General features: G+C 65.9%; 21 protein-coding genes. 15 read left to right on the top strand and 6 right to left on the bottom strand.

All coding sequences use genetic code 11. From position 1 onward, the window contains the following. Positions 1 to 2 precede the first annotated feature (2 nt). The gene (locus O4H53_RS06445) at positions 3 to 503 is read right to left on the bottom strand and encodes a cell wall hydrolase (protein WP_443069517.1); all 501 of its coding nucleotides are present in this window, start codon (positions 501 to 503) and stop codon (positions 3 to 5) included. Positions 504 to 688: 185 nt separating this feature from the next. Here O4H53_RS06445 and O4H53_RS06440 point away from each other — a divergent pair, with 185 nt between their 5' ends. Further along, a complete protein-coding gene (locus O4H53_RS06440) occupies positions 689 to 1363 on the top strand; it encodes a hypothetical protein (RefSeq protein WP_269362288.1) in 675 nt (224 codons plus the stop codon). Positions 1364 to 1618: 255 nt separating this feature from the next. On the opposite strand, the gene O4H53_RS06435 is transcribed toward O4H53_RS06440, so the two are convergent. After that, positions 1619 to 2482 (bottom strand): epimerase, encoded by an 864-nt coding sequence (locus O4H53_RS06435; RefSeq protein ID WP_269362286.1) that lies wholly within the window; start codon positions 2480 to 2482, stop codon positions 1619 to 1621. Positions 2483 to 2575: 93 nt separating this feature from the next. Between O4H53_RS06435 and O4H53_RS06430 the strand changes: the two genes are divergently transcribed. The 6 genes from O4H53_RS06430 to O4H53_RS06405 all read left to right on the top strand — a co-directional run bounded on the left by O4H53_RS06430 (position 2576) and on the right by O4H53_RS06405 (position 9827). Continuing rightward, on the top strand, positions 2576 to 3484 hold the full coding sequence (locus O4H53_RS06430; RefSeq protein ID WP_269362284.1) for a LysR family transcriptional regulator: 909 nt from the start codon (positions 2576 to 2578) through the stop codon (positions 3482 to 3484). A 184-nt stretch (positions 3485 to 3668) separates the two neighbouring features. Next, the gene (locus O4H53_RS06425) at positions 3669 to 4679 is read left to right on the top strand and encodes a BMP family protein (protein WP_114274798.1); all 1011 of its coding nucleotides are present in this window, start codon (positions 3669 to 3671) and stop codon (positions 4677 to 4679) included. 199 nt (positions 4680 to 4878) lie between these two features. Next, complete coding sequence (locus tag O4H53_RS06420; protein ID WP_269362282.1) at positions 4879 to 6411, top strand: ABC transporter ATP-binding protein; 1533 nt, start codon at positions 4879 to 4881, stop codon at positions 6409 to 6411. Continuing rightward, positions 6401 to 7450, top strand: coding sequence for an ABC transporter permease (locus O4H53_RS06415; protein WP_269362279.1), 1050 nt, complete (start codon positions 6401 to 6403; stop codon positions 7448 to 7450). The genes O4H53_RS06420 and O4H53_RS06415 overlap by 11 nt, the downstream gene beginning before the upstream one ends. Further along, the gene (locus O4H53_RS06410; protein WP_269362277.1) at positions 7450 to 8394 is read left to right on the top strand and encodes an ABC transporter permease; all 945 of its coding nucleotides are present in this window, start codon (positions 7450 to 7452) and stop codon (positions 8392 to 8394) included. The genes O4H53_RS06415 and O4H53_RS06410 overlap by 1 nt, the downstream gene beginning before the upstream one ends. A gap of 125 nt (positions 8395 to 8519) precedes the next feature. Then, entirely contained in the window at positions 8520 to 9827 is a 1308-nt protein-coding gene (locus tag O4H53_RS06405) for an amidohydrolase family protein (RefSeq protein WP_269362275.1), read from the top strand. A 788-nt stretch (positions 9828 to 10615) separates the two neighbouring features. Here O4H53_RS06405 and O4H53_RS06400 read toward each other — a convergent pair. After that, positions 10616 to 11497 (bottom strand): BadF/BadG/BcrA/BcrD ATPase family protein, encoded by an 882-nt coding sequence (locus O4H53_RS06400; RefSeq protein ID WP_269362273.1) that lies wholly within the window; start codon positions 11495 to 11497, stop codon positions 10616 to 10618. A 383-nt stretch (positions 11498 to 11880) separates the two neighbouring features. Here O4H53_RS06400 and gap point away from each other — a divergent pair, with 383 nt between their 5' ends. Next, the gene (gene gap / locus O4H53_RS06395) at positions 11881 to 12882 is read left to right on the top strand and encodes a type I glyceraldehyde-3-phosphate dehydrogenase (RefSeq protein WP_269362271.1); all 1002 of its coding nucleotides are present in this window, start codon (positions 11881 to 11883) and stop codon (positions 12880 to 12882) included. Between the two features lie 10 nt (positions 12883 to 12892). Here gap and O4H53_RS06390 read toward each other — a convergent pair whose 3' ends face one another. Further along, the gene (locus O4H53_RS06390) at positions 12893 to 13420 is read right to left on the bottom strand and encodes a winged helix DNA-binding protein (RefSeq protein WP_269362269.1); all 528 of its coding nucleotides are present in this window, start codon (positions 13418 to 13420) and stop codon (positions 12893 to 12895) included. 298 nt (positions 13421 to 13718) lie between these two features. On the opposite strand from O4H53_RS06390, the gene O4H53_RS06385 reads away from it, so the two are divergent. Further along, positions 13719 to 14798, top strand: coding sequence for a Hint domain-containing protein (locus O4H53_RS06385; protein ID WP_269362268.1), 1080 nt, complete (start codon positions 13719 to 13721; stop codon positions 14796 to 14798). 197 nt (positions 14799 to 14995) lie between these two features. Here the strand turns inward: O4H53_RS06385 and O4H53_RS06380 are convergent, their stop codons facing one another. Continuing rightward, positions 14996 to 15565 carry a TlpA family protein disulfide reductase gene (locus tag O4H53_RS06380; RefSeq protein WP_269362267.1) on the bottom strand — a complete coding sequence of 190 codons (570 nt, stop codon included), beginning with the start codon at positions 15563 to 15565 and terminating at the stop codon, positions 14996 to 14998. A gap of 21 nt (positions 15566 to 15586) precedes the next feature. Between O4H53_RS06380 and argH the strand changes: the two genes are divergently transcribed. From argH to O4H53_RS06350, 6 genes are read left to right on the top strand one after another with little or no spacing between them, the layout of a single operon-like run. Next, complete coding sequence (argH, locus tag O4H53_RS06375; protein ID WP_269362265.1) at positions 15587 to 16978, top strand: argininosuccinate lyase; 1392 nt, start codon at positions 15587 to 15589, stop codon at positions 16976 to 16978. Then, complete coding sequence (locus O4H53_RS06370; protein WP_269362264.1) at positions 16975 to 17154, top strand: hypothetical protein; 180 nt, start codon at positions 16975 to 16977, stop codon at positions 17152 to 17154. The genes argH and O4H53_RS06370 overlap by 4 nt, the downstream gene beginning before the upstream one ends. Next, entirely contained in the window at positions 17151 to 17330 is a 180-nt protein-coding gene (locus tag O4H53_RS06365; protein WP_269362263.1) for a hypothetical protein, read from the top strand. The genes O4H53_RS06370 and O4H53_RS06365 overlap by 4 nt, the downstream gene beginning before the upstream one ends. A 1-nt stretch (position 17331) precedes the next feature. Continuing rightward, positions 17332 to 17649: a DUF2834 domain-containing protein gene (locus O4H53_RS06360; protein WP_269362261.1), complete on the top strand. Its 318-nt coding sequence runs from the start codon at positions 17332 to 17334 to the stop codon at positions 17647 to 17649. A 42-nt stretch (positions 17650 to 17691) separates the two neighbouring features. Further along, positions 17692 to 18957 (top strand): diaminopimelate decarboxylase, encoded by a 1266-nt coding sequence (gene lysA, locus O4H53_RS06355; RefSeq protein WP_269362259.1) that lies wholly within the window; start codon positions 17692 to 17694, stop codon positions 18955 to 18957. Positions 18958 to 18994: 37 nt separating this feature from the next. Further along, a complete protein-coding gene (locus O4H53_RS06350; protein ID WP_269362257.1) occupies positions 18995 to 21604 on the top strand; it encodes a TIGR02302 family protein in 2610 nt (869 codons plus the stop codon). A 125-nt stretch (positions 21605 to 21729) separates the two neighbouring features. Here O4H53_RS06350 and O4H53_RS06345 read toward each other — a convergent pair whose 3' ends face one another. Further along, positions 21730 to 22635 (bottom strand): bestrophin family protein, encoded by a 906-nt coding sequence (locus O4H53_RS06345; RefSeq protein ID WP_269362255.1) that lies wholly within the window; start codon positions 22633 to 22635, stop codon positions 21730 to 21732. Positions 22636 to 23019: the final 384 nt, after the last annotated feature.

Raw genomic sequence — 23019 nt, 5'->3', positions numbered from 1 at the left:
TTCTAGCCCGAGGTCAGACCTTCCGTCGGGGGCAGGGGCGCGGGCACCGAGACATGCTCCGGCCGCCGCTTTTCGTAGAACGCATTGCCGCCGGTCGTCACCACATAGTGGATGTTGTTGTAATTCGCCTGATACCAGGCGGCGTGAAAGAACTTGGCCGCGCCGGTATGGGGATGCCGCTCACCGCGATAGACCGCAAGGGCGGTGTCACGGGCAAGTGCCGCCCCCCTGCCTTCCATCGGGCTTGTCATGACGCCGGGGGCGAATTGGTTCGGCTGGCCGACCACGCCGCAGACCGTGTCGGGAAAGGCGTCGGAGGCGACCCGGTTCATCACCACGCTGCCCACCGCGACCATCCCGTCCCGGCTGGAGCGGTTCGATTCGAAATACATCGCCCGGGCCAGGCATTCCACATCGCTTGCAGAGGGCGGCGGCGCTCCGGACCTGCCGCATCCCGCGACAAGGGCAACCAGGGCCAGCCCGGCACCAGTCGGGCGTTTCAAACTAAAACTCGGCACCGTACAGCCCTCGCATCCTGGGTTCGCTTTTGTCGCGCGGAGAATATTCCGCAAGCCCCGCCCTGGGCAAGCGGAATGCTGCGGCGCGGGGCCTGCCCCCTCGCCATGGGCGCGTTGTTGCCTTATGCAAAACCCGACGCCCCTGATGCCCCTGACAACGGAAACCCTGTATGAGATGTTCCGCGATCCTGACCGCCTGCGCGCTGGGCCTGCTGGCCGGACCGGCGCTTGCGGAAAAGCTGAGCTTTGCCATGGCGCTGGGCAACCGCCAGATCGGCACGCTGACCTTTGACGGCGGGCCGCGCGCGGGCCGTCTGCTGGCGGTCATGGACAACACGCCGCTGGGGGTGGCCGACGGCAGTTTCGAGGCGGTGACAAAAGCGCGCGGCGCGGCAGTGGGTTACGAAAGCCGCAGCCGGGGCAGCAAGACGCGCGACATCGCGGTGACCCGGGCAGGGGGGCAGGTGACCGAAGTCACCGTCATCCCGGCGGATGAGGCGACGGACCTCAGCGATGTGGCGCAGGTGCCAAGGGGCGTGATTTCCCTGACCGAAGCCTTTGCCGCGCTGGCGCTGGGCCGCGACTGCCCGCAGCCGATGGTTGTCCACGACGGCCGCCGGGTGGTGCGCATCGCCACCACCGCGCGCAGCGACAGCGGTGGTGAGGTCACCTGCAGGATGTCCTACCGCGTGGTGCAGGGGCCGGGGCATCTGTCACCCTTCCGGTTCAAGTCGCTGGGCATGCAGCTGACCTATGCCACCCGGACCCTGCAACGCATCACGCTCAGCGCAGGCGGTTTCGATGTGACCCTCACCCGGCAGGGCGCGAAAGCCGCGCTGGAGTAGGTTGGTCAAGCCGCCCCGCCCGGCTTCCCGGAATCGAAGTTTGCGGTCTTGTACAGGCGCGACAGAGGTTCGCGCCCGACCCCGAGGGGGGGCGTGGTGAGGCTTGGCGCGCGATCCGGGTATGGCGAGAGGTTGCAACAGGTGAAAACGTTGGAATAATTCGCGCCCGCCCTGGGGGGCGGGGTCGGGCGCGAACCGGATCGCAAGCGATCCGGGGACGAATGGCAAGCGGAATGTACGTTGGCTTCGGGGCACCTAGCCCGCATTGTGAAGCTGAATCAGCCTTCCGACCATCTCCTCGAACGGCGTATGCCGGAATGCCGGACAAAGCGCCGCGAATTTCTCGCCGCACAGACGGTGCGGATGATCGAACAGATAGCGCTGTTCAAGCAGCTCGCGCCCCAGTTCCCAGACCGGCGCGCTCAGGCGCAGCGCCCACCAGGGGAACTGGCCGATCTTCATCGCCCGCCCGCTCTGGCGGGTGATCTCACGGGCCAGATCGTCGATGCTGAAGCTATGCCCCGGCAGGGCGACATCGGCAAAGACCGGCAGGTCGTCCAGTTTCGACAAGGCAACAGCCGCGCGGGCAAAGTCGGGCAGATAGGCATAGGCCCGCTCGACCCCAGGCGCGCCCATCGCCGTGATCCGGCCCTTGTGCAGCTTTTTCAGCACCACCAGCCCGATCGCCTGACCGCTGCGCTGGTCATCAATGAAATCGCCGCCGCGCAGGATCGTCACGGGCAGGCCGGAGGCGCGCCAGGCGGCCTCCATCTCGACGCGGATCTGCCCCTTCCGGCTGCAGGCCCGGTGCGGCGTCTCTGCCGACCAGGGACCGGGCTGATTGCCGTAGACATAGACGTTGCCGGGGATCAGAACCCGCGCACCGCTGGCGCGGGCCGCAGCCATGGCAAGCTCGGTGATCTTCGGGATCTGCCGGGCCCAGTCGTGGTAATCCGGCGGGTTCATGGCATTGACGATCAGATCGGCACCGCGCGCCGCCTGTGCCGGATCGGTGCCACGCTGGAAACGGCGGACGCGCCAGCCATCCGCCGAAAAGGCGCGGTCAAAAGCCTGGCCTGCGAAACCCGAGGCACCGAGAATGAGAACTGTTCGGGACATGTGAACTCCTGTGAAACGATTGCCCCGCCCTTGTTGCTCAAAATAATCCGAATGGGGATTGCCAGAAATTGCAGTTCAGGTATTCATAAATGAATGGATATACGGGCATTGGACTGGTCGCTGCTGCAAAGCTTTCTGCAGGTGGCAAAGGCGGGATCGCTGTCGGCGGCGTCACGCGCCTGCGGCGTCAGCCAGCCGACGCTGGGGCGCCATGTGCGCGCGCTGGAAACCGCGCTGGAACAGCCGCTCTTTATCCGCAAGCCCGACGGTCAGAGCCTGACCGCCCTGGGCCATCAGCTTTATGACCATGTGCGCAAGATGGAGGACGCGGCCTCCCATGTGGCGCTGACCGCCGCGGGCAAGAGCGCGCGGCTGGAGGGGCGGGTGCGCATCACCGCGTCGCGGGTCGTGGCCTATTGGCACCTGCCGCCGATCCTGGCCCGCCTGCGCGCGGAGGAACCGGGCATCCAGATCGACCTTGTGGCCTCCGACATGCCGGAAAACCTGATGCACCGCGAGGCGGACATTGCCCTGCGGATGTTCCGGCCCGAACGCGGCAACCTGATCGCGCAGAAGATCGCGGAGCTGCCGCTGGGGCTCTACGCGGCCCAAAGCTATATCGCCCGTGCGGGCCGCCCCGACACGCCCGAGGCGCTGATGAAAATGGATTTTGTCGGCTTCGACAGGTCCGAGCTGATCCTGCGCCTGATGGCGCAGAACGGCCTGCACGTCACCCGCGACTTCTTTCCGCTGCGCTGCGAGGATCAGCTGGTGAACTGGTCCCTTGTCTGTTCGGGGGGCGGTGTGGGCGGGTTCCAGCGTCTGATCGGCGATGCCGACCCGAGGGTCGAGCGCATCGCCGATTTCGTGACCCTGCCGGCGCTGCCGGTCTGGCTGGTGGTCCCCGATGCCCTGCGCCATGTGCCCCGGATCGCGCGGGTGCGCGACATGCTTGCGCAGGAGCTGTCAACCCTTGGCAGGCCCGCCGGCCAACCGGCATGAGCCAACACCCGACTGCGGCGTGCTGATGGCTTTTGCGGTCTCTCCCGGCTGGCGGCGGACCGCCTGCGGACTGGGCGCATCGCCGCGACCGCGACAGAAGTATTGCTTAATCAGGCGGCGTTCTATTGACTCATCGGGGCCACTGGCAAACGATCTGCAATAATAAAACCAACGGGGGATCATCATGACCACACGTCGCTTTACACGCCGCTTTCTGCTCGGCTCTGCCGCCGCCCTGGCGGGCGCCTTCGCCCTGGCACCGCGCACAGCCCTTGCCGCCGACCCGATCAAGGTTGCGGGCATCTATACCGTACCTGTCGAACAACAATGGGTCAGCCGCATCCACAAGGCGGCAGAGGCGGCACAGGCCCGCGGGGACATCGAATATGTCTTTACCGAAAACGTCTCCAACACCGATTACGCCCGCGTCATGCGCGAATATGCCGAAAGCGGGAACACCCTGATCATCGGCGAGGTCTTCGGCGCGGAACAGGAGGCGCGCGAGGTCGCCGCCGATTACCCCGATGTGGCCTTCCTGATGGGATCAAGTTTCAAGGAAGACGCGGGCCTGCCGAACTTTGCCGTCTTTGACAATTACATCCAGGACGCCGCCTATCTTTCCGGCATCGTCGCCGGGGCGATGACGACAAGCGGCAATATCGGCATGGTCGGCGGCTTTCCGATTCCGGAGGTGAACCGCCTGATGCATGCCTTCATGGCCGGCGCCGCCGAGATGAAGCCGGACATCGCCTTTCAGGTCAGCTTCATCGGCTCCTGGTTCGATCCGCCCAAGGCCAAGGAAACCGCATTCGCGATGATCGAGAATGGTGCCGATATCCTTTATGCCGAACGCTTCGGCGTCTCGGATGCGGCGCAGGAAAAGGGCATTCTGGCCATCGGCAATGTGATCGACACCCAGGCGGAATACCCCGAGACCGTCGTCGCCTCGGCGATCTGGCACTTTGAGCCGACGCTGGATGCCGCGATTGCCGCGGTGAAGGCGGGGAACTTCACCGCCGCCGACTATGGCGTCTATTCCTTCATGAAGGAGGGCGGCGCATCGCTGGCACCTTTCGGCACGTTTGAGGGCAAGATCCCGCAGGAGGCGCTGGACCTGATCGCGGAACGCACCAAGGCGATCAAGGCGGGGGAATACACGGTCGAGATCAACGACGAAGAGCCGAAGTCCAGTTGAGCGCAGTCCTTGCAAATGGTTCCGCCCGGCCGCAGGCCGGGCAGCGCCTGCCTGCCCCCCGGCAGGCGCTTTGGACGTTGCCACCGGATGCAATGATGCATGTACCCCGGCCCGGTCGCCATTTTCGCCGTCACGCCCCTACGCCTCCCCAGGCAGGCGCTGCCCTTTGCATCTGCCTGCACCCGCTGACGGCCCCTGAATGAGCGTGACCACAACCCCCATTGTCCTGCGTCTTGACCGCATCACCAAGCGGTTCGGCGCGCTGACCGCGAATGATGCGATCAGCTTCGAGTTGCGGCAGGGCGAGGTCATCGCCCTGCTGGGCGAAAACGGCGCGGGCAAGACCACGCTGATGAACATCCTCTTTGGCCATTACACGCCGGACGAGGGCAGCGTCGAAGTCTTTGGCCAGCCGCTGCCCCCCGGCAACCCGCGCGCGGCGCTGGAGGCCGGGGTGGGCATGGTGCATCAGCATTTCACCCTCGCCGACAACATGACGGTGCTGGAAAACATCGTGCTGGGCACCGCACCGCTCTGGCGGCCGGGGTTCGGCCGTGCCGCCGCGCGCCGCCGGATCAAGGCCCTGATGCAGGATTACGGGCTGCGGGTGGACATGGAGGCGCAGGTTGGCGCGCTCAGCGTCGGCGAGCGCCAGCGGGTCGAGATCCTCAAGGCGCTCTACCGCGAGGCGCGCATCCTCATTCTGGACGAACCCACCGCCGTGCTGACCCCGCAGGAGACCGACGATCTCTTTGCCACCATGCGCTGGGCGGTGGCGCGGGGGCTGTCGGTGATCTTCATCAGCCACAAGCTGCACGAGGTCACGGCGATTTCCTCCCGCGTGGTGGTGCTGCGCCATGGCAGGCTGGTGGCAGAGGCGCGCACCGCCGATACCGATGCGGCGCAGCTGGCGCAGATGATGGTGGGGGCGGAGGTTGCCGCGCCGCAGGTGCGGCAGGCCAACCCCGGCGCCCTGCGGGTCTCTCTGCGGGCCGTCACCACGCCGGACCGGGGCAGCGCGCCGGGCCTCAAGGCGGTCGATCTGGACCTGCGCGCGGGCCAGATCACCGGGCTTGCGGGGGTGTCGGGCAACGGGCAGGCGGCGCTGGCCGACCTGATCGGCGGGCTGATCGCGCCGGCCTCCGGCGCTCTGCACATCTCGGATGCCCCGGTTACGGGCTGGAGCCCGCGTGCCGCGCTGGCCGCCCGGATCGCGCGCATCCCCGAGGACCGGCACAAGACCGGGACCATCGCGGATTTCGACCTCACCGAAAACGCGGTGCTTGAGCTTTACGCCAGCCCGCCCTTTTCGCGCCGGGGCTGGATGAACTGGCGCGCCGCCCGCGATTTCGCGCAGAACATCATCGCAGGCTATGACGTGCGCTGCCCAGGACCCGAAACCCGCATCCGCCTGCTGTCGGGCGGCAACATGCAAAAGCTGATCCTGGGCCGGGTGCTGGAAACCACCCCCGACGTGGTGTTGGCGAACCAGCCGGTGCGGGGCCTCGACATCGGGGCGCTGACCTATGTGCATGAACAGCTGCTGGCCGCACGGGACCGGGGCGCGGCGGTGCTGCTGATCTCCGAGGATCTGGACGAGGTCACGGCGCTGGCGGATGTGATCCATGTGATCTCCGAAGGGCGGCTGTCGCCCGCCTTTGACCGGGGCGCGCTGAGCGTGGCGGAACTGGGCGTCTGGATGGCGGGCGAGGGGTTTGACCATGCGGCTTGAACCCATTGCCAACCCCGCGCTGACCCGCCGCCTGGGCCTGCCCGCGCTTGCGCTGGCGGGCACCGTGGTGATCGCCTCGCTGCTCGCGATGATCGCGGGGGCGCAGCCGTTTTCGGTGCTGGGGCTGATCCTCAAGGGGGCTTTCGGATCGAAATTCGCCACGCTGGAAACGCTGAACCGCGCGACGCCGCTGATCTTTACCGGGCTGGCGGTTGCCGTCGCCTTCAAGGCCAGGCTGTGGAACATCGGGGCCGAGGCGCAGCTTTACATGGGGGCGGTGGTGACCGTGGTGCTGGGCACCGGCGCGCTGGCCTGGCCTTCGGCCGCGCTGCTGCCACTCATCGCCATCGCCGCGATGCTGGCGGGGGCGCTGGTGCTGCTGGTGCCGACCTTCCTGAAAACCCGCTTTGGCGTGGATGAGGTGGTGACGACCCTTCTGCTGAATTTCGTCGTGCTGCTCTGGGTCTCCATGCTGCTGGAGGGGCCGCTGAAGGACCCGATGGGGCTGGGCTGGCCCAAATCCGCCCGGCTGATCGAAGAGGCCCGGCTGCCGCGCATCATCGACGGGCTGCGCCTGCACTGGGGCTTCGGCCTTGCGCTGATTTCGGCGGCTGTGGTCTGGGTGATCCAGCGCCGCACCACGCTGGGCTATGAGATGCGCGCCGTCGGGCTGAACGCGGAGGCCGCGCGTTTTGCGGGCATCCCGGTCAATGCCACGCTGATCAAGACCGCGCTGCTGTCAGGCGGCCTCGCCGCGCTTGCCGGGTTCTCCGAGGTCTCGGGGCTGAAGGGCAGCCTGACCTTGGATATCTCGCCCGGCTTTGGCTACACCGGGATCATCGTGGCGATGCTGGCGCTGCTGAACCCGCTGGGCGTGGTGGTGGCGGCGCTGTTTGTCGCGGGCATCTTCGTCGGCGCGGACAGCATGAGCCGCGCGGCGGGGGTGCCGACCTATCTGGCCGACATCATGCTGGCGGTGGCGCTGCTCCTGATGGTGCTGGCGATCATGCTGACCAAATTCAGGGTGAGGCGCGGCTGATGGACATCCTTGATATTCTCATCTCCGCCAGTTTCTGGACCGCCGCGATCCGCATCGCCTCGCCGCTGATCTTTGCCGCATTGGGCGAGCTGATCTGCGAACGCGCAGGCGTGCTGAACCTCGGCATCGAGGGGATCATGGTGGTGGGCGCCTTTGCCGGCTGGCTGACGGTCTATCTGGGCGGCGGCCTCTGGTTCGGGGTCTGCGTGGCGATGCTGGCGGGCATGGCATTCGGGTTGCTGCACGGGGTGCTCTGCGTGCCCTTCGGGCTCTCGCAGCATGTGGTGGGCCTTGGCATCACCCTGCTGGCGACCTCGCTGACCTATTACTGCTACCGTCTTGCCCTGCCGGAGGTCACCTCGCCGCCCAAGATCGCGGCCTTCCAGCCCTGGGAGGTGCCGCTGCTGTCGGATCTGCCGCTGGTCGGTCCGGCGCTGTTTTCGCAGACCCCGCTGACCTATCTGGCCTTTGTGCTGGTGGTTGTGGTGAGCGTGTTGCTCTACCGCACGCCGCTGGGGCTGGCCCTGCGCGCGGCGGGTGAAAACCCGGCGGCGGTAGAGGCGCAGGGGCTGAGCGTGTCGGCCATCCGCATCGGCGCGGTGATGGCGGGCAGCGGGCTGATGGCGGTGGGCGGGGCGTTCCTGACCATGAGCGCCTTCAATTCCTTCTTCTTCGAGATGGTGAACGGGCGCGGCTGGATCTGCATCGCGCTGGTGGTCTTCGGCTCGTGGCGGCCCGGCAAGACCCTGCTGGGCGCGGTGCTCTTTGCCGCTTTCGACGCGTTGCAGGTGCGGTTGCAGCAGACCCCGCTGGGGGCGGGGATACCCTATCAGTATTTCCTGATGGCGCCCTATATCCTGTCGATCCTGGCGCTGGTGGTCATGTCGCGCCGCGCACAGGTGCCTGCGGCGCTGATGGTGCCCTTCAACAAGGGGGAGCGTTGAATGACCTCTATTTATCCACAAAGGACAGCCACCGACCGCGGGTGGGGGTGAAGCCCCCGCCCATGGGGGCGGTCGGGGGCTGTCCGGCCCGAGGCCGGACGGAACTTAACTGAAAGGACAGCTCCATGTTCGACATCATCATCAAGGGCGGCACATTGCCGGACGGCACCATCGCCGACATCGGCATCGCGGGCGACCGGATCACCGCCATCGGCACGCTGGAGGCGGAGGCGGGCGAGGTGATCGACGCCACCGGCGATCTCGTCTCGCCCCCCTTCGTCGATCCGCATTTCCACATGGACGCGACGCTGAGCTACGGCACCCCGCGCATCAACGCCTCGGGCACGCTGCTCGAAGGGATCGGCCTCTGGGGCGAGCTGAAGGGCGTGATGACACAACAAGAGGTCTTCGACCGCGCGCTGGAATATTGCGACTGGGCGGCCTCGCTCGGCCTGCTGGCGATCCGCAGCCATGTGGACACCTGCGACGACCGCCTGCTGGGGGTCGAGGCGCTGCTGGAGGTCCGCCGCGCCGTCAGCCCCTATATCGACCTGCAGTTGGTGGCCTTCCCGCAGGACGGCCTTTTCCGCGACCCCACCGCCTATGCCAACACGCTCCGCGCGCTGGACATGGGGGTGGATGTGGTCGGCGGCATCCCGCATTTCGAACGCACCATGGTGGATGGCGCGCGGTCGGTCACCACCCTGTGCGAGATTGCCGCCGAACGCGGGCTGATGGTGGACCTGCATTGCGACGAAACCGACGACCCGCATTCGCGCCATATCGAAACCCTGGCCTATGAGACGCAGCGCCTTGGCCTGCAGGGCCGGGTGGCCGGGTCGCATCTGACCTCGATGCATTCGATGGACAATTACTATGTCTCCAAGCTGCTGCCCCTGATCGCCGAAGCCGGGGTTGCCGCCATCCCCAACCCGCTGATCAACATCATGCTGCAGGGCCGCCATGACACTTTCCCCAAACGGCGCGGGCTGACGCGGGTGAAGGAGATGCAGGCGCAGGGCATCACCGTGGGCTGGGGGCAGGATTGCGTGATGGACCCCTGGTATTCGATGGGCACCGGCGACATGCTGGATGTGGCCTTCATGGGCCAGCATGTGGCGCAGATGAGCAGCCCGGAAGAGATGCGGCGCTGTTTCGATATGGTGACAGAGGTGAATGCGCGGATCATGGGGCTGCAGGATTACGGGCTGCAGGTCGGCGCGCAGGCCTCGCTGGTGGTGCTGGACGCGGGCAATCCGATCGAGGCGCTGCGCCTGCGGCCCGACCGGCTGGCGGTGGTGGCGAAAGGCAAGGTGATCTCGCGCCAGAGCCGCAATGACGCCCGGCTGAACCTGCCGGGGCGCCCCGCATCGGTGCGGCGCAGGCATCCCGCCCATGGGCGCGCAACGGACGGGGCAGCAGGACAGGGTTAACCCTGTGCCGCTAGAACCCCACCTGTCGCGACATCCGCACCCGGTCTGACACGCCGGGCGCATTCGGAGAAACAGAGGCCCGTCCTCAACGGGCCACTTTGAACCGTTCAACGTGCAGGGTCATCCCTGTCTCATCCATCCGATCCGGCGGCGCCGCCATTTCAACGGTCCCCACAGATCCAAAGACCCAGACGAGGCAAGCAAGGCGCGGCCGCTGCGGCGGGCGCTAAAGCGATGCGTTGGAACGCGATGAAATATCTGATTTCAGACGATCCCGGATCACTCAGGCCGAAGCCGCAACCATAGGCTTTGCACCGCTGTCATCTGCCGCCACTGCCCTGCTACCTGCTACCTGCTACCTGCTACCTGCTGCCTGCAGGTGAAGACATGTCATAATAGACCTGTCATTTTTGACATGTCATGTATGACATGTCTTCCCCTGCAGTATGGCGCGCCAAGTTGCGTCCTCGGGGCCGGGCGCGAACCTCTGTCGGGCACCCGCTTCAACGCTGCAACTTCGATTCCGACCTAGTATGGCGGAAACGAAATGCGCATCATTTCCCACTGCCCCCGGATCGCTTGCGATCCGGTTCGCACCGGACCCCGCCCCCGTCAAACCGCAGGTTTGCCTTCGGCAAAACGGCGGGTGCGAAACTCCAACCTCGCAAGATGCTGCGAACTATGGAAAAAGTGAAAATGTCTCACCAAATGGAGGGCCGCCCTCGGGGTCGGGTGCGAACCTGCCGTTGAGAGCTGCATTTAATGAACCGAACTTTGATTCCGGGTGACTAGGCTTCCTGCTGCGCGGCCTGACGGGCCAGCGCAAAGGCCCCCTGCATGGCATTGCCCTGCGGGGCGACCAGGTTGCGCACCACGTCCTCGGACAGGTAGCCGCGGTAATGCGGACCCACGCCGCCGGTCAGGCAGAGCCTGTCGCCGGGCGTGAAATCAAGCGCCGCCAGCCCCTTTTCCAGAAAGTCCACCGCCCGGGCGATGATCTGCATCGCGGCGGGGTCCTGTTCCTGCGCGCCGCTCAGCACCTCGGGCGCGAGGGTTGCGTAATCGGTCGGCGTGGCGGTCAGGCAGAACCGGCGCATCTCGTGCAGCCCGCCCATCCGGTCCAGCGTCCGGCGGGTGAGGGCGCTTTGCGGTTCGATCCCGTCATGGGCCAGCAGCGTGCGTTCCAGCAGCCGGTGGCCCAGCCATGCGCCCGAAGCCTGATCGGAGATCTGGAAACCCCAGCCCGACACGGTGCTGACCACGCCGCCGCACTGGCGCGAGATGAAGGTGCCGGTGCCGATGCCCAGCACATAGCCGTCATGTGCCCCCAGCGCCCCGGCGACGGTGGTTTCCTTGTCGCCCGACACCATGGTGTGGCCATAGGGCAGGGCGGCGGCAACCTCGGCCATCGTCTCGGGGCTGTTGGCCCCGGCGGCGCCGACATGGCCGATGATCCGCTCCAGCGGTGTATCGGCAAGCCCGGCCTGGGCCAGCGCCGCGCGCACGGCGGCGGTGATATTGGCGATTGCCCCGCCAAAATTGTTCTCGACATTGGCGGGCCCGCCCCGCGCATCGGCCAGGATGCCGCGTGCCGCAGTGCCGGCCGCGGCCCGGCACCCGGTGCCGCCTGCGTCCACCGCAATCAGAATGGGTTCATGCATATTGGTCATGGCGGCTTCTATAGGGCACCTGCGCGCGCAGTACAGGGTGAAAATGCGACTTGCCCCGCTGCTTTTTTGAGCACAGCCCCCGCGCCGGGCAGGTGGCCGGGCACGGGCGCGCGCCCATTCCACTTTATCCCCGCACGTCCCGGCCATCGGGTCAACTTTGCGTGATGCCGCCCGTTGAGCGGGGTCGGAAAATCCCGCGCGCCGGGTCAAAGCCGTGTCACGCTGCACAAATCGGAGGCACTCCGCGGCGCCGGCGGGATTGGAGGTTGTAATTTCCCCTTGTTAGCGCTAACGAGAACCAAAGTCGTATCCAGATGTCCTGCAACAGGCGGGATGCGCGGTGTCGCGCGGAATGGACCGGTCCGGAAGGGGAGAGAAATATCATGACCACGAAAATCGCAATCAACGGATTTGGACGGATCGGGCGTAACGTGCTGCGCGCGCTGCTGGAAAACGGCGCCCGGGGGATCGAGGTGGTGGCGGTCAATGACCTGGCCCCGGCGGCGACCCTGCTGCACCTGCTGAAATATGATTCCGTACACGGGCGGCTGACCGAAACGGCACGCCTGGACGGCGACACATTGCGCGTCGGTGATCATACCATCCGCCTGACGGCAGAGCGTGACCCGGCCAGGCTGCCCTGGGCCGACGTGGACATCGTCTATGAATGCACCGGCATCTTCACCACCCGCGAGGGCGCGGCCAAACATCTGGAAAACGGATCGAAGCGGGTGCTGATCTCGGCCCCCGGCAAGGGGGTGGACCGCACGGTGGTCTATGGCGTGAACCACGGCGATCTGACGGCAGATGACGTGATCGTTTCCAACGCCTCCTGCACCACCAATTGCCTGGCCCCGGTGGCCATGGTGCTGGAGCAGAATTTCGGGATCGAGACCGGCTATATGACCACGATCCACGCCTATACCGGTGACCAGCCGACCCATGATGGGCCGCACAAGGACCTGTATCGCGGGCGCGCGGCGGCACTGTCCATGGTGCCGACCTCGACCGGGGCGGCGGCGGCGATTTCAGAAGTCCTGCCGGGGCTGAAGGGCAGGCTGGAAGGCTCTGCCGTGCGGGTGCCGGTGGCCAATGTCTCGATGGTGGACCTGTGTTTCCTGCCCGGGCGCAAGGCCACGGTGGCAGAGGTCAATGCGGCGCTGGAAAAGGCCGCGCAGGGCCCGCTGAAAGGGGTTCTGTCCTATGAGACCGATCCGCTGGTCTCGGTGGATTTCAACCATGATCCGCATTCCTCCTGCTTTGCCGCCGCGCAGACCAGCGTGACCGATGGCGGTCTGGTGCGGGTGGTCAGCTGGTACGACAATGAATGGGGTTTCTCCAACCGGATGAACGACACCGCCCGCGCCATGGCGGCGCTGCTCTGACCCGGGTGGATCAGAGCGAGGCGGCAGCCCGGCTGGCCTGATCGTATTGCCCCGACATGGTGCGCAGGCTGGCGGCGACCAGACGCAGGTCGTCGCCGCCCAGATCCATCCGGTTGAGCCCGTCGAGAAAGCAGGTCTCGCGGATCGCGCGGTAGGCATCGCAAAGCGCGGCACCGGTCTCCGAGGTGCGGTAGAACACTTCCTTGCCGCGTTTTTCGGCCACCAGAAGGTCCGACTTCAGCAGCTTTTTCAGCGCGTAGTTGACGGTATGGGTGTCCTCGATGTTCAGCAGGAAACAGATGTCCGTCAGCCGCTTTTCGCGGCTGCGGTGGTTGGTGTTGTGCAGCACCAGGATTTCCAGCGGCGTCAGGTCGGCATTGCCCGCCGCCGCCATGCAGCGCGACATCCAGCGGGTGAAGGCGTTGAAGGCGATGATCATCCCGTATTCCAGCTCGGAGGCTTCCCAGCCCTCGCCCTCTGCCAGGTGGCGGGAAGAGACGATGCGACGCCCCGGCAGGGCTTTCGGCGGCTGGGACATGACAACTCCTGAACCAAGGTAACCCGTCTAACGTTAACAAATCGCCGGTGTTTTGCAACGGTATTTGTGGTAAATGATGGGCAGATTCCGTGGCAGACGCTGCCGGAAGGGGGGCTCAGGCCATCTGCACCCCGCCGCGCGCCGGCGTCAGGGGGAAGGCCAGACCGCCCCAAAGGCTCCGGCCCGACATCAAGGTCATTTTGCAACACCCTGAAAAATGACATGATTATGGCTATGCAGGTCGGGCAAGCTTTGCTACCTATGGGGTAATAAAAAACTGAGGCAGGCAGAACGAGCAATGAAAACGGGCTTTAAGGGCACGTTTGTCATCAGCTGGTCGCAAACAGAAATAGACGGCCTTGAAGCCGCGCCGGTGCAATCTCTCTCTGTAGGGGCGGCATGGGCCTGGCGAGGGGACGCGATCCGGGTCGATGGCCCGAATGACGTATTGCGGCTGGACCAGGCAGACGAGGCGGAAAATCTGCGCAAACGCGCTGCCAGAATGGTGCGGCGGCTGGTCGGCGCGGCGCTGGAAGAAAGCGGCGGCGCCTTCAGGGGCGGTCTGCGCGGGGCGGGGCAGGATACCGGTCCGCTGATGGACAACAGCTTTGTCGTGACCGACGGCGGGCGCAGCTATACCGTGACGCTGATCGAACTGGGCCGTGGCAGCCAGCCCCTGCTGATGTTTCTGGATGAGATGCCGCCGCGCAACTGCGATCTGTGGATCGTGCATCACACCCTTGGCCCCTCCTGCGGCAATGCGGCTTCGGACACTGATGGCGGCGTGATCTGTTTCACCCCCGGCACCCGCATCCGCACGCCCCAAGGCCAGCGCCTGATCGAGGACCTGCGCGAGGGCGATCTGGTACAGACCAAGGATGACGGCGCCCAGCCGATCCGCTGGGTCGGCAGCAGGCGCATGTCCGGGGCGCGGCTGTTCGCGATGCCCAAGCTGCGCCCGGTGCGGATCGCGGCCGGTGTGCTGAACGCGGGCGAGCCCGATGCGGATCTGATCGTGTCACCGCAGCACCGCCTGCTGATCAAGGGCCCCACCGCGCAGGAGCTGTTCAACACCCCAGAGGTGCTGGTCGCCGCAAAGGACCTGATCAACGGCGATACCATCACCGTGGATCTGAAAATGCGCGAGGTCACCTATATCCACGTGCTCTTTGATTCCCATCAGGTGCTCTGGGCCAACAGCGTGGAGACCGAAAGCTTTCATCCCGCCTCCGCGGCGCTATCCGCGCTGGACGAGGGCGACCGCAAGCGGTTGCTGGCCACCCATCCGGAGCTTGAATACGATCCGCATACCTATGGCAGTTTCTCGCGGCGCAATCTGTCGGCCTCCGAAGCGGCGATCCTGAACCACGCGGCGTGAGGGGGCGAATTCTTTGAAGAATTCGGTCCGGTGTTTTTGAAAACACCGCCGGGCGTTGCGACACGGTCTGAGGGTTGGGCTTTTTCGAAGCGGTGCGCCTTTGCGAATTCTTTGAAGAATTCGGTCCGGTGTTTTTGAAAACGCCGCTGCAGGTCACGCCGCGACCTGCGGGTTACAGCTTCACGGGGCCGCTCCCGTTAACCGCCGGCGCGCTCTGCGATCAGCGCCTTGATGATGGATTTTGCGCTGTCGCTGGACCAGTCCGCATCCCCGCGCAGCCGTGCGATCTCGCGGCCTTCGGGGTTCACCAGCACGGTGATCGGCAGGCCGAAAATCCCCATCTGGCTGGCCAGGGCCTGTTTCGGATCCTGGTGGCGCGGCAGGCTGGTGACACCGGCCTCGGCAAAGAACTTCTTGATGCCTTCGGGTGAATTGCGCCCCGCTGCGATGGTCAGCACCTCGAAATCATCGCCGCCGAATTCCCTTTGCAGCGCGTCGAGCTGCGGCATTTCCTTGCGGCAGGGTGCGCACCAGGTCGCCCAGAAGTTCACCAGCACATATTTGCCCCGGTATTCGGCCAGCGTCCCCTTGCCCGCCCCGTCGGCCAGGTCGAAGGCGGCATCGGAGGTGGCGGCAGGCGTGTCATGCACCACCAGCTTTTTCATGTCCCCCGCGCGCAGGCCCAGAATGTCCACCGTCCCGGCCAATGCGGGGTTTGCACCTGCCAACAGGGCCGTATACACGAGGCCTAACACGAATTTTCTCATCTGTCCCTCCGAGGGTTTGACATGACTGACACGACTTCCAACAAGATGTGGGGTGGCCGGTTTGCCGCCGGGCCAGACGCGATCATGGAGGCGATCAATGCCTCGATCTCGTTTGACAAGCGGATGGCCGCACAGGACATCGAAGGCTCGCGTGCCCATGCCGCCATGCTGGCTGCCACGGGCATCATCACTGATAGCGATGCGGATGCGATCCGGGAAGGCTTGCTCACGATCTTGTCAGAGATCGAAGGCGGCACATTCGAGTTTTCCGCAGCCCTTGAGGACATCCACATGAATGTGGAGGCGCGCCTGAAGGATCTGATCGGCGCACCCGCGGGCCGGTTGCACACCGGGCGCAGCCGCAACGACCAGGTTGCCACCGATTTCAAGCTCTGGACCCGCGATCAGTTCGATGCCTTTGACGCCGGTCTGGTGGCGCTGATCCATGCCCTGCTGGCCCAGGCAGAGGCGGGCGCCGATTGGGTGATGCCCGGTTTCACCCATTTGCAGACCGCCCAGCCGGTGACCTGGGGCCATCACATGCTGGCCTATGTGGAGATGTTCGGCCGCGATCTTTCCCGGGTGCGCGACGCCCGCAGGCGGATGAACGAAAGCCCGCTGGGTGCCGCGGCGCTGGCCGGCACCTCCTTTCCCATCGACCGCGACATGACCGCGCAGGCGCTGGGTTTCGACCGTCCCTGCGCGAATTCGCTGGATGCGGTCAGCGACCGGGATTTCGCGCTGGACTTCCTGTCCTGCGCCAGCATCTGCGCCATGCACCTCAGCCGCTTTGCCGAAGAGCTGGTGATCTGGTCCTCGGCCCAGTTCCGTTTCGTGGCGCTGTCGGACCGGTTTTCCACCGGCTCCAGCATCATGCCGCAGAAGAAGAACCCCGATGCCGCCGAGCTGATCCGCGCCAAGATCGGCCGCATCTTTGGCGCCAATACCGCGTTGATGATGGTGATGAAGGGGCTGCCGCTGACCTATTCCAAGGACATGCAGGAGGACAAGGAACAGGTCTTTGACGCTGCCGACAACCTGATGCTGGCGCTGGCCGCGATGGAGGGCATGGTGCGCGACATGACCGGGCAGCGCGACAATCTTGCCGCCGCCGCAGGCAGCGGCTTTTCCACTGCCACGGATCTGGCGGACTGGCTGGTGCGGGTGCTGGGCCTGCCGTTCCGCGATGCGCATCATGTCACCGGCACCCTGGTGGGCATGGCGGAAAAGGCGGGCTGCGATCTGCCCGACCTGACGCTGGAACAGATGCAATCGGTGCATGGCGGTATCACGCATGGTGTTTTCGATGTCTTGGGCGTGGAAAATTCCGTGAATTCGCGTATGTCTTATGGCGGGACGGCACCGGCGCAGGTGCGCGTTCAGATCGAACGGTGGAAGGACATTCTGGCATGAGGATCATCCTGGCCCTTTTGGGCATCTCGGCGCTGGTGGCCTGCGGCGCGGACGGCGAGCCGGTGCAGCCATCGGCGAATTCGACCGTCACCCTGTCCAGCAGTGGCATGCAGGCGGACACCAGCCTGGGGCTGCGGCAGGGCCCCTTCGGGATGTCGCTGGGGCTGGGCCTGTGAGGGCCGCCCTGATCATCGCGGCGCTTGCGGCACTTGCGGCGCTGGTGTCCTGCGGGCCGAAGAACCCCGATGACGATCCGGCGGGCCGGGCGGATACGCGCCAGCAGCCGAGCAATCTGACGCCGGGGGTCAGCATCTCGGGCTATGCCAACATCGGCGTGAAGAAAAGGTTCTGACATGTCGGCACTGCGGATGACATTCCTCGGGCTTGCGGTCTGGGGAGCAATCCACCCGATGTATTATTTCATCACCTGGTTCCAGGCCAATGGCTGGGACATCATGGCGATGGTGGCGGCCTGGCATGCCAATGCGGCGGCCAGCGGGCTGGTCTGGGACCTGACCATCGCGGCGGTCACGCTGACGCTCTGGATCCTGGCCGAGGTCGCTGTGCGGCGCAACTGGGGGGCGCTGATCGCGATTCCCGCGACCTTCTGCATCGGGGTGAGTTGCGGGCTGCCGCTCTATCTGTTTTTGCGGACGGCGCCGGTCCGATAGGACGGGAGCCTCCGGCGGGGAATATTTAAGGCCAAAAAGAACATGGATCACTTTCTCTACCGCGACGGCGCGCTTTTCGCCGAGGATGTTGCTGTGGCCGATATTGCCGCTGCGGTCGGCACGCCGTTTTACGTCTATTCCACCGCCACCCTGCTGCGGCATTTCCGGCTGTTCGACGAGGCGCTGGAGGGCATGGATCATCTGGTCTGCTATGCGATGAAGGCCAATTCCAACCAGGCGGTGCTGCGCACGCTGGCGCAGGCGGGTGCGGGGATGGATGTGGTCTCGGGCGGCGAATACCGGCGCGCCCGGGCGGCAGGCGTGCCGGGCGAACGGATCGTGTTCTCCGGCGTGGGCAAGACCCGCGAGGAGATCCGCACCGCACTTGAGGGCGGCATCCGCCAGTTCAACGTGGAAAGCGAGCCGGAGATGGCGGTGCTGGATGCCTGTGCGCGCGCCCTGGGGAAGGTCGCCCCGATCACCATCCGCGTGAACCCGGATGTGGATGCAAAGACCCATGCCAAGATTGCCACCGGCAAATCCGAGAACAAGTTCGGCATCCCGATCGCGCGCGCGCGGGAGGTCTACCGCATGGCTGCCGCCATGCCGGGGCTGGAGGTGGTGGGCATCGACGTGCACATCGGCTCGCAGCTGACCGATCTGGAACCCTATGCGCTGGCCTATCGCAAGGTGGCGGAGCTGACCGGGGTGCTGCGCGCCGACGGCCATGAGATCCGGCGGCTGGATCTGGGCGGCGGCCTTGGCATCCCCTACGAGCGCAGCAATGCCGATCCGCCGCTGCCTTCGGATTACGGTGCCATGGTCAAGCGGACGCTGGGGCATCTGGACTGCGAGATCGAGATCGAGCCGGGCCGGCTGATCGCGGGCAATGCGGGGCTGATGGTCAGCGAGGTGATCTATGTCAAATCCGGCGAGGGGCGCGATTTCCTGATCCTGGACGGGGCGATGAACGACCTGATCCGCCCGGCGATGTATGATGCCTGGCACGACATCATTCCGGTCGTCGAACCCGCTGTGGGCGTGGAACGTGCGCCCATCGACGTGGTGGGGCCGGTCTGCGAATCCGGCGATACCTTTGCAAGGCAGCGGATGATGCCGCCGCTGGCGGCGGGCGATCTTGTCGCCTTCCGTTCTGCGGGCGCATATGGCGCGGTCATGAGCAGCGAATACAACTCCCGGCCCCTGATTCCGGAAGTTCTGGTGCATGGGGATCAATTCGCGGTTATCCGCCGACGTCCGAGCTTTGACGAAATGATAAATCGCGATACCATCCCTGAATGGTTGTAAGGCATATTGCCTGCGGCCGCGCCGGAGGCAATTCCTGATGAACACATCCCCCAACACCGACCGCAAGGACGCCTTGTCCGCCCTGCGCTGGCCGCTGCGCCTGACATGGGCGGGGATGCTGGCCGAGGGGTTGGTGCAGGCGCTCTGGCCGCTGTTGAGCGTCACGCTTCTGGTGCTGGCGGCGCTGATGATGGGCCTGCAGGACATGGTCAGCCTCGAAGTGGTCTGGGGCGCTGCGGTTGTGGCGGGCCTGGGCTGGCTGGCGGCGCTGGTCCATGCGCTGCGCCGGTTCCGCCTGCCCACGCAGGGCGCGGCCATGGCGCGGCTGGACCGCAGCCTGCCGGGGCGTCCGATTCAGGCGCTGCTGGACGATCCGGCCATCGGCAAGGGCGACCCGGCGGCGATGGCGGTCTGGCGCGCGCATAAGGCGCGGATGGCGGCGCGCGCGGCCACGGCCCGGGCGGTGCCTGCCGATCTGCGGGTGTCGCGGCGCGACCCCTATGCGCTGCGCTATGTGGCGGTGCTGGCCTTTGGCATGGCGCTGCTCTTCGGTTCGGTGCTGCGGGTGGCCTCGGTGGCGGATATGGCACCGGGCCGGGGCGGGCTGGCGCAGGGTCCGGTCTGGGAGGGCTGGGCGGAGCCGCCGCGTTATACCGGCAGGCCGACGCTGTATCTGAACGATCTGGACGCCGGGCCGCTGACCCTGCCTGCGGGCACGCTGATCACCCTGCGGTTCTATGGCGATGTGGGCGCGCTGACGCTGGCGGAAACCGTGTCGGGGCGCACCACGGATGTGCCTCCGGCCTCTGACCCGGCGCAGGATTTTGCCGTGGTGCAGGATGGCAGCATCGCGATTGACGGGCCCGGCGGGCGGCGCTGGGATGTGACCATGCTGGCCGATACCGCCCCCGAGGTGGAACAGCTGGGCCCGCCCGAGGTCTCGGCGCTGGGCGAGATGCGCCTGCCCTTTGCCGCGCGGGACGATTATGGCGTGGAGGCGGGCGAGGCGCGGATCACGCTGGATCTTGCCTCGGTCAGCCGGCGCTACGGGCTGGTGGTGGATCCGGACCCGCGCCCGGAGGTGATTGTGCCGCTGCCGACACCGATCGCGGGGAACCGCGCGGATTTCGAGGAAAACCTGATCGAGGATTTCTCCAAACACCCCTGGGCGAACCTGCCCGTCCGGATCAGCATGAGCGTGCTGGATTCCGCCGAGCAGATCGGCCAGACGGCACCGCGCCAGATGATCCTGCCGGGGCGGCGCTTTTTCGATCCGGCGGCGGCGGCGGTGATCGAGATGCGGCGCGACCTGCTGTGGTCCAAGTCGAACACGACGCGGATGGCGCAGGTGTTGCGCGCGGTGGCCTACCGGCCCGGGGATCTGTTCCGCTCGGAGGTGACGGCGCTGCGGCTGCGCGATGTGATCAACCGGCTTGAGCTTCATGCCCGCTATGGTCTGAGCGACGAGATTCAGGACGCGCTGGCAGAGGACCTCTGGGGGCTGGCCATCGAGCTGGAAGAAGGCGTGCTGGCCGATGCGCTGGAGCGGATGCGCCGGGCGCAGGACCGGCTGAACGAGGCGATCAAGAACGGCGCCTCCAAGGAGGAAATCGCCGAGCTGATGGATGAGCTGCGCCGTGCGACAGAGGAATATCTGCAGCAGTTGCAGCGCCAGCAGGCGCAGGAGAACGAACAGAACGGCGACCCGCAGCAGCAGGGCGAACAGGGCGAGACCATGCAGATGACGCAGGATGACCTGCAGCGCATGATGGACCGCATTCAGGAGCTGATGGAACAGGGCCGCATGGCCGAGGCCGAAGAGGCGCTGCGCGAGTTGCAGGAGCTGATGGAGAACATGCGCGTGACCGAGGGGCAGCCCGGCCAGAACGGGCAGTCTCCGGGGCAGCAGGCGATGGAGGGGCTGTCGGAGACCCTGCGCGAGCAGCAGGGGCTGAGCGACCAGGCATTCCGGGATCTGCAGGAACAGTTCAACCCCGGCGCCCAGGCCGGCGAAAGCGAGGGCAACGAGGGGCGCAACGGCGGCCAGGGCCGGGGCGAAAGCCACGAGGGCCAGAACGGGCAGGGTCAGGGCCAGGATCAGCAGCAGGGCGAGAACGGCCAGCGCGGCGAACAGGCCGGACCGGGACAGGGCCAGGAGGGGCTGGCGGAACGTCAGCAGGCGCTGCGCGAGGAATTGCGCCGCCAGCAGCAGAACCTGCCGGGTCAGGGCACGCCCGAGGGCCGCGCGGCGCGGGATGCGCTGGACCGGGCGGGCCGGGCCATGGACGGTGCCGAAGAGGCGCTGCGCAACAATGATCTGGCCGAGGCGATCGACAACCAGTCGCAGGCCATGGAAGCGCTGCGCGAGGGCATGCGCGCGCTGGGCGAGGCGATGGCCGAGCAGGAACGTCAGCAGCAGCCCGGTCAGGGCGACACCGAACAGGGCGGCCGCGCCAACCGTGACCCGCTGGGCCGCGAGGGCGAAAGCGCCGAGGGCGGATTGTCGGACGGTGGCCGCATCGGCGAGGGGCCGGATGCCAGTGACCGCGCCCGCCGCCTGCTGGACGAAATCCGCCGCCGCTCGGGCCAGACCGAGCGTCCGGAACTGGAACGCGATTATCTGAACCGGCTGCTTGACCGGTTCTGACGCGGGTTCGGAGGGGGCCTGAACTACAGCGTTTCGGGATAGGCTTGAAACATCCCGCGTCACTTTTCGCGTAGGGCCGAAGGGAGAGGCAGCGAACAAGTGATTCAGGTATATCCCGAAACGCTTTAGGTCAGCACGTAGTTGCTGGCCTTGAGCGGTTCGGGCGCCGGTTGTTCGAGGGCTTCGGCCACCGAAATCTCGATGGTGCGGCACATGGCATCCAGCGGCAGCCCGTTGTGGACGTTCTGGAACGGCAGCTCCAGTTCATTGGTCACCATCTGCAGGCCGAAAAAGACGTAGGCGACGACGGCGGCAAAGATTGGTGCGAACCAGCCGGTGGCTTCGATCAGGGCAAAGGGCAGCAGCCAGCAGTAGAGATAGGTCGTCCGGCGGATGAGCAGCGAATAGACGAAGGGCAGCGGTGTTGTCAGGATGCGTTCGCAGCCCGCCTGTGCAAGGGCCAGGGAAGAGAGGGTTTGTGAAATGGTCATCTGGCCAAAGCCGCTGATCGCCTCCTTTCCCGTCAGATTGCCGATCTGGTCCGCCATCGAACGCAGGGCGGCATCTGCGGGGTTCTGATGGGCGAGCATGGCATCGGCTTTCTTGGGGCCGACCCAACCGACGATATCGCCGCGCGTATCCACCTGCCGCAGGTAGCCGCGATGCAGATGTGCAAATGCCACGGCACAGGACAGGATCCGCGCGCGGTCCGTGCCGTTGCCGACAAAGATGCACATGTGCCGGCCCAGGTTGCGCACATCCGCGATCATCGACCCCCAGAGCCTGCGCGCCTCCCACCACCGGTCATAGGCGGCGTTGTTGCGAAACCCCAGAAACAGGGAAAGCGCCACGCCGAAGATGCCCATGGCCGAGATCGAGATATGGGGCAGGCCGACATGGTATCGGTCAAGGTAGAGCACCAGGCCGGTCAGCACCGCGATGCCCAGGATCTTGCCCATGATCTTTGGCACGATCGAGCCTTGCATGACGATAAACAGCTGCAGTGTTGAGGGGTGGTCCCGGACAATCATTCTGATCTGGTCTCCTGGCGGGTTACCTGTGGGAAATGCGGAAACGCGGGGTCTGGAAGGGGGTGCCCCGTGAGGTTTTCTTAACGGCTGGGGCGGGGATTTGAGGGTCACGTTGCGCCGTTGCAGCGTGCAAAAGCGCCTTGTCCCGGAGAAGGGCCGGTTTGCAATTGGTCAGGGGGGCGAGGTGGTTGGCGCAGGAAAGCCCGAGGCGGCAATCCACCGGGCGCTGCCCGCCCCGGGCGAGACGCAACCTGATCTCCTCGCGCCTGAGGTGACAGAGAGTGGGGGGGGGGGGGGATGGGGAGTTTTTATTGTTGAAACACCAGCACGACAAGGGAGGCCGGAAGGTGGCGGGGGGGGGGGGGGGCGGAAGACGCCGCGGGG

The organism is Sulfitobacter sp. G21635-S1, assembly GCF_027213915.1.
Classification (GTDB): domain Bacteria; phylum Pseudomonadota; class Alphaproteobacteria; order Rhodobacterales; family Rhodobacteraceae; genus Sulfitobacter.
This window is presented reverse-complemented; position numbering and strand designations above follow the sequence as displayed.

Coding starts and splice junctions, on each gene's coding strand:
- O4H53_RS06440 (WP_269362288.1), top strand. CDS start 689: ATGAGATGTTCCGCGATCCTGACCGCCTGCGCGCTGGGCCTGCTGGCC.
- O4H53_RS06435 (WP_269362286.1), bottom strand. CDS start 2,482: ATGTCCCGAACAGTTCTCATTCTCGGTGCCTCGGGTTTCGCAGGCCAG.
- O4H53_RS06430 (WP_269362284.1), top strand. CDS start 2,576: ATGGATATACGGGCATTGGACTGGTCGCTGCTGCAAAGCTTTCTGCAG.
- O4H53_RS06425 (WP_114274798.1), top strand. CDS start 3,669: ATGACCACACGTCGCTTTACACGCCGCTTTCTGCTCGGCTCTGCCGCC.
- O4H53_RS06420 (WP_269362282.1), top strand. CDS start 4,879: ATGAGCGTGACCACAACCCCCATTGTCCTGCGTCTTGACCGCATCACC.
- O4H53_RS06415 (WP_269362279.1), top strand. CDS start 6,401: ATGCGGCTTGAACCCATTGCCAACCCCGCGCTGACCCGCCGCCTGGGC.
- O4H53_RS06410 (WP_269362277.1), top strand. CDS start 7,450: ATGGACATCCTTGATATTCTCATCTCCGCCAGTTTCTGGACCGCCGCG.
- O4H53_RS06405 (WP_269362275.1), top strand. CDS start 8,520: ATGTTCGACATCATCATCAAGGGCGGCACATTGCCGGACGGCACCATC.
- O4H53_RS06400 (WP_269362273.1), bottom strand. CDS start 11,497: ATGACCAATATGCATGAACCCATTCTGATTGCGGTGGACGCAGGCGGC.
- gap (WP_269362271.1), top strand. CDS start 11,881: ATGACCACGAAAATCGCAATCAACGGATTTGGACGGATCGGGCGTAAC.
- O4H53_RS06390 (WP_269362269.1), bottom strand. CDS start 13,420: ATGTCCCAGCCGCCGAAAGCCCTGCCGGGGCGTCGCATCGTCTCTTCC.
- O4H53_RS06385 (WP_269362268.1), top strand. CDS start 13,719: ATGAAAACGGGCTTTAAGGGCACGTTTGTCATCAGCTGGTCGCAAACA.
- O4H53_RS06380 (WP_269362267.1), bottom strand. CDS start 15,565: ATGAGAAAATTCGTGTTAGGCCTCGTGTATACGGCCCTGTTGGCAGGT.
- argH (WP_269362265.1), top strand. CDS start 15,587: ATGACTGACACGACTTCCAACAAGATGTGGGGTGGCCGGTTTGCCGCC.
- O4H53_RS06370 (WP_269362264.1), top strand. CDS start 16,975: ATGAGGATCATCCTGGCCCTTTTGGGCATCTCGGCGCTGGTGGCCTGC.
- O4H53_RS06360 (WP_269362261.1), top strand. CDS start 17,332: ATGTCGGCACTGCGGATGACATTCCTCGGGCTTGCGGTCTGGGGAGCA.
- lysA (WP_269362259.1), top strand. CDS start 17,692: ATGGATCACTTTCTCTACCGCGACGGCGCGCTTTTCGCCGAGGATGTT.
- O4H53_RS06350 (WP_269362257.1), top strand. CDS start 18,995: ATGAACACATCCCCCAACACCGACCGCAAGGACGCCTTGTCCGCCCTG.
- O4H53_RS06345 (WP_269362255.1), bottom strand. CDS start 22,635: ATGATTGTCCGGGACCACCCCTCAACACTGCAGCTGTTTATCGTCATG.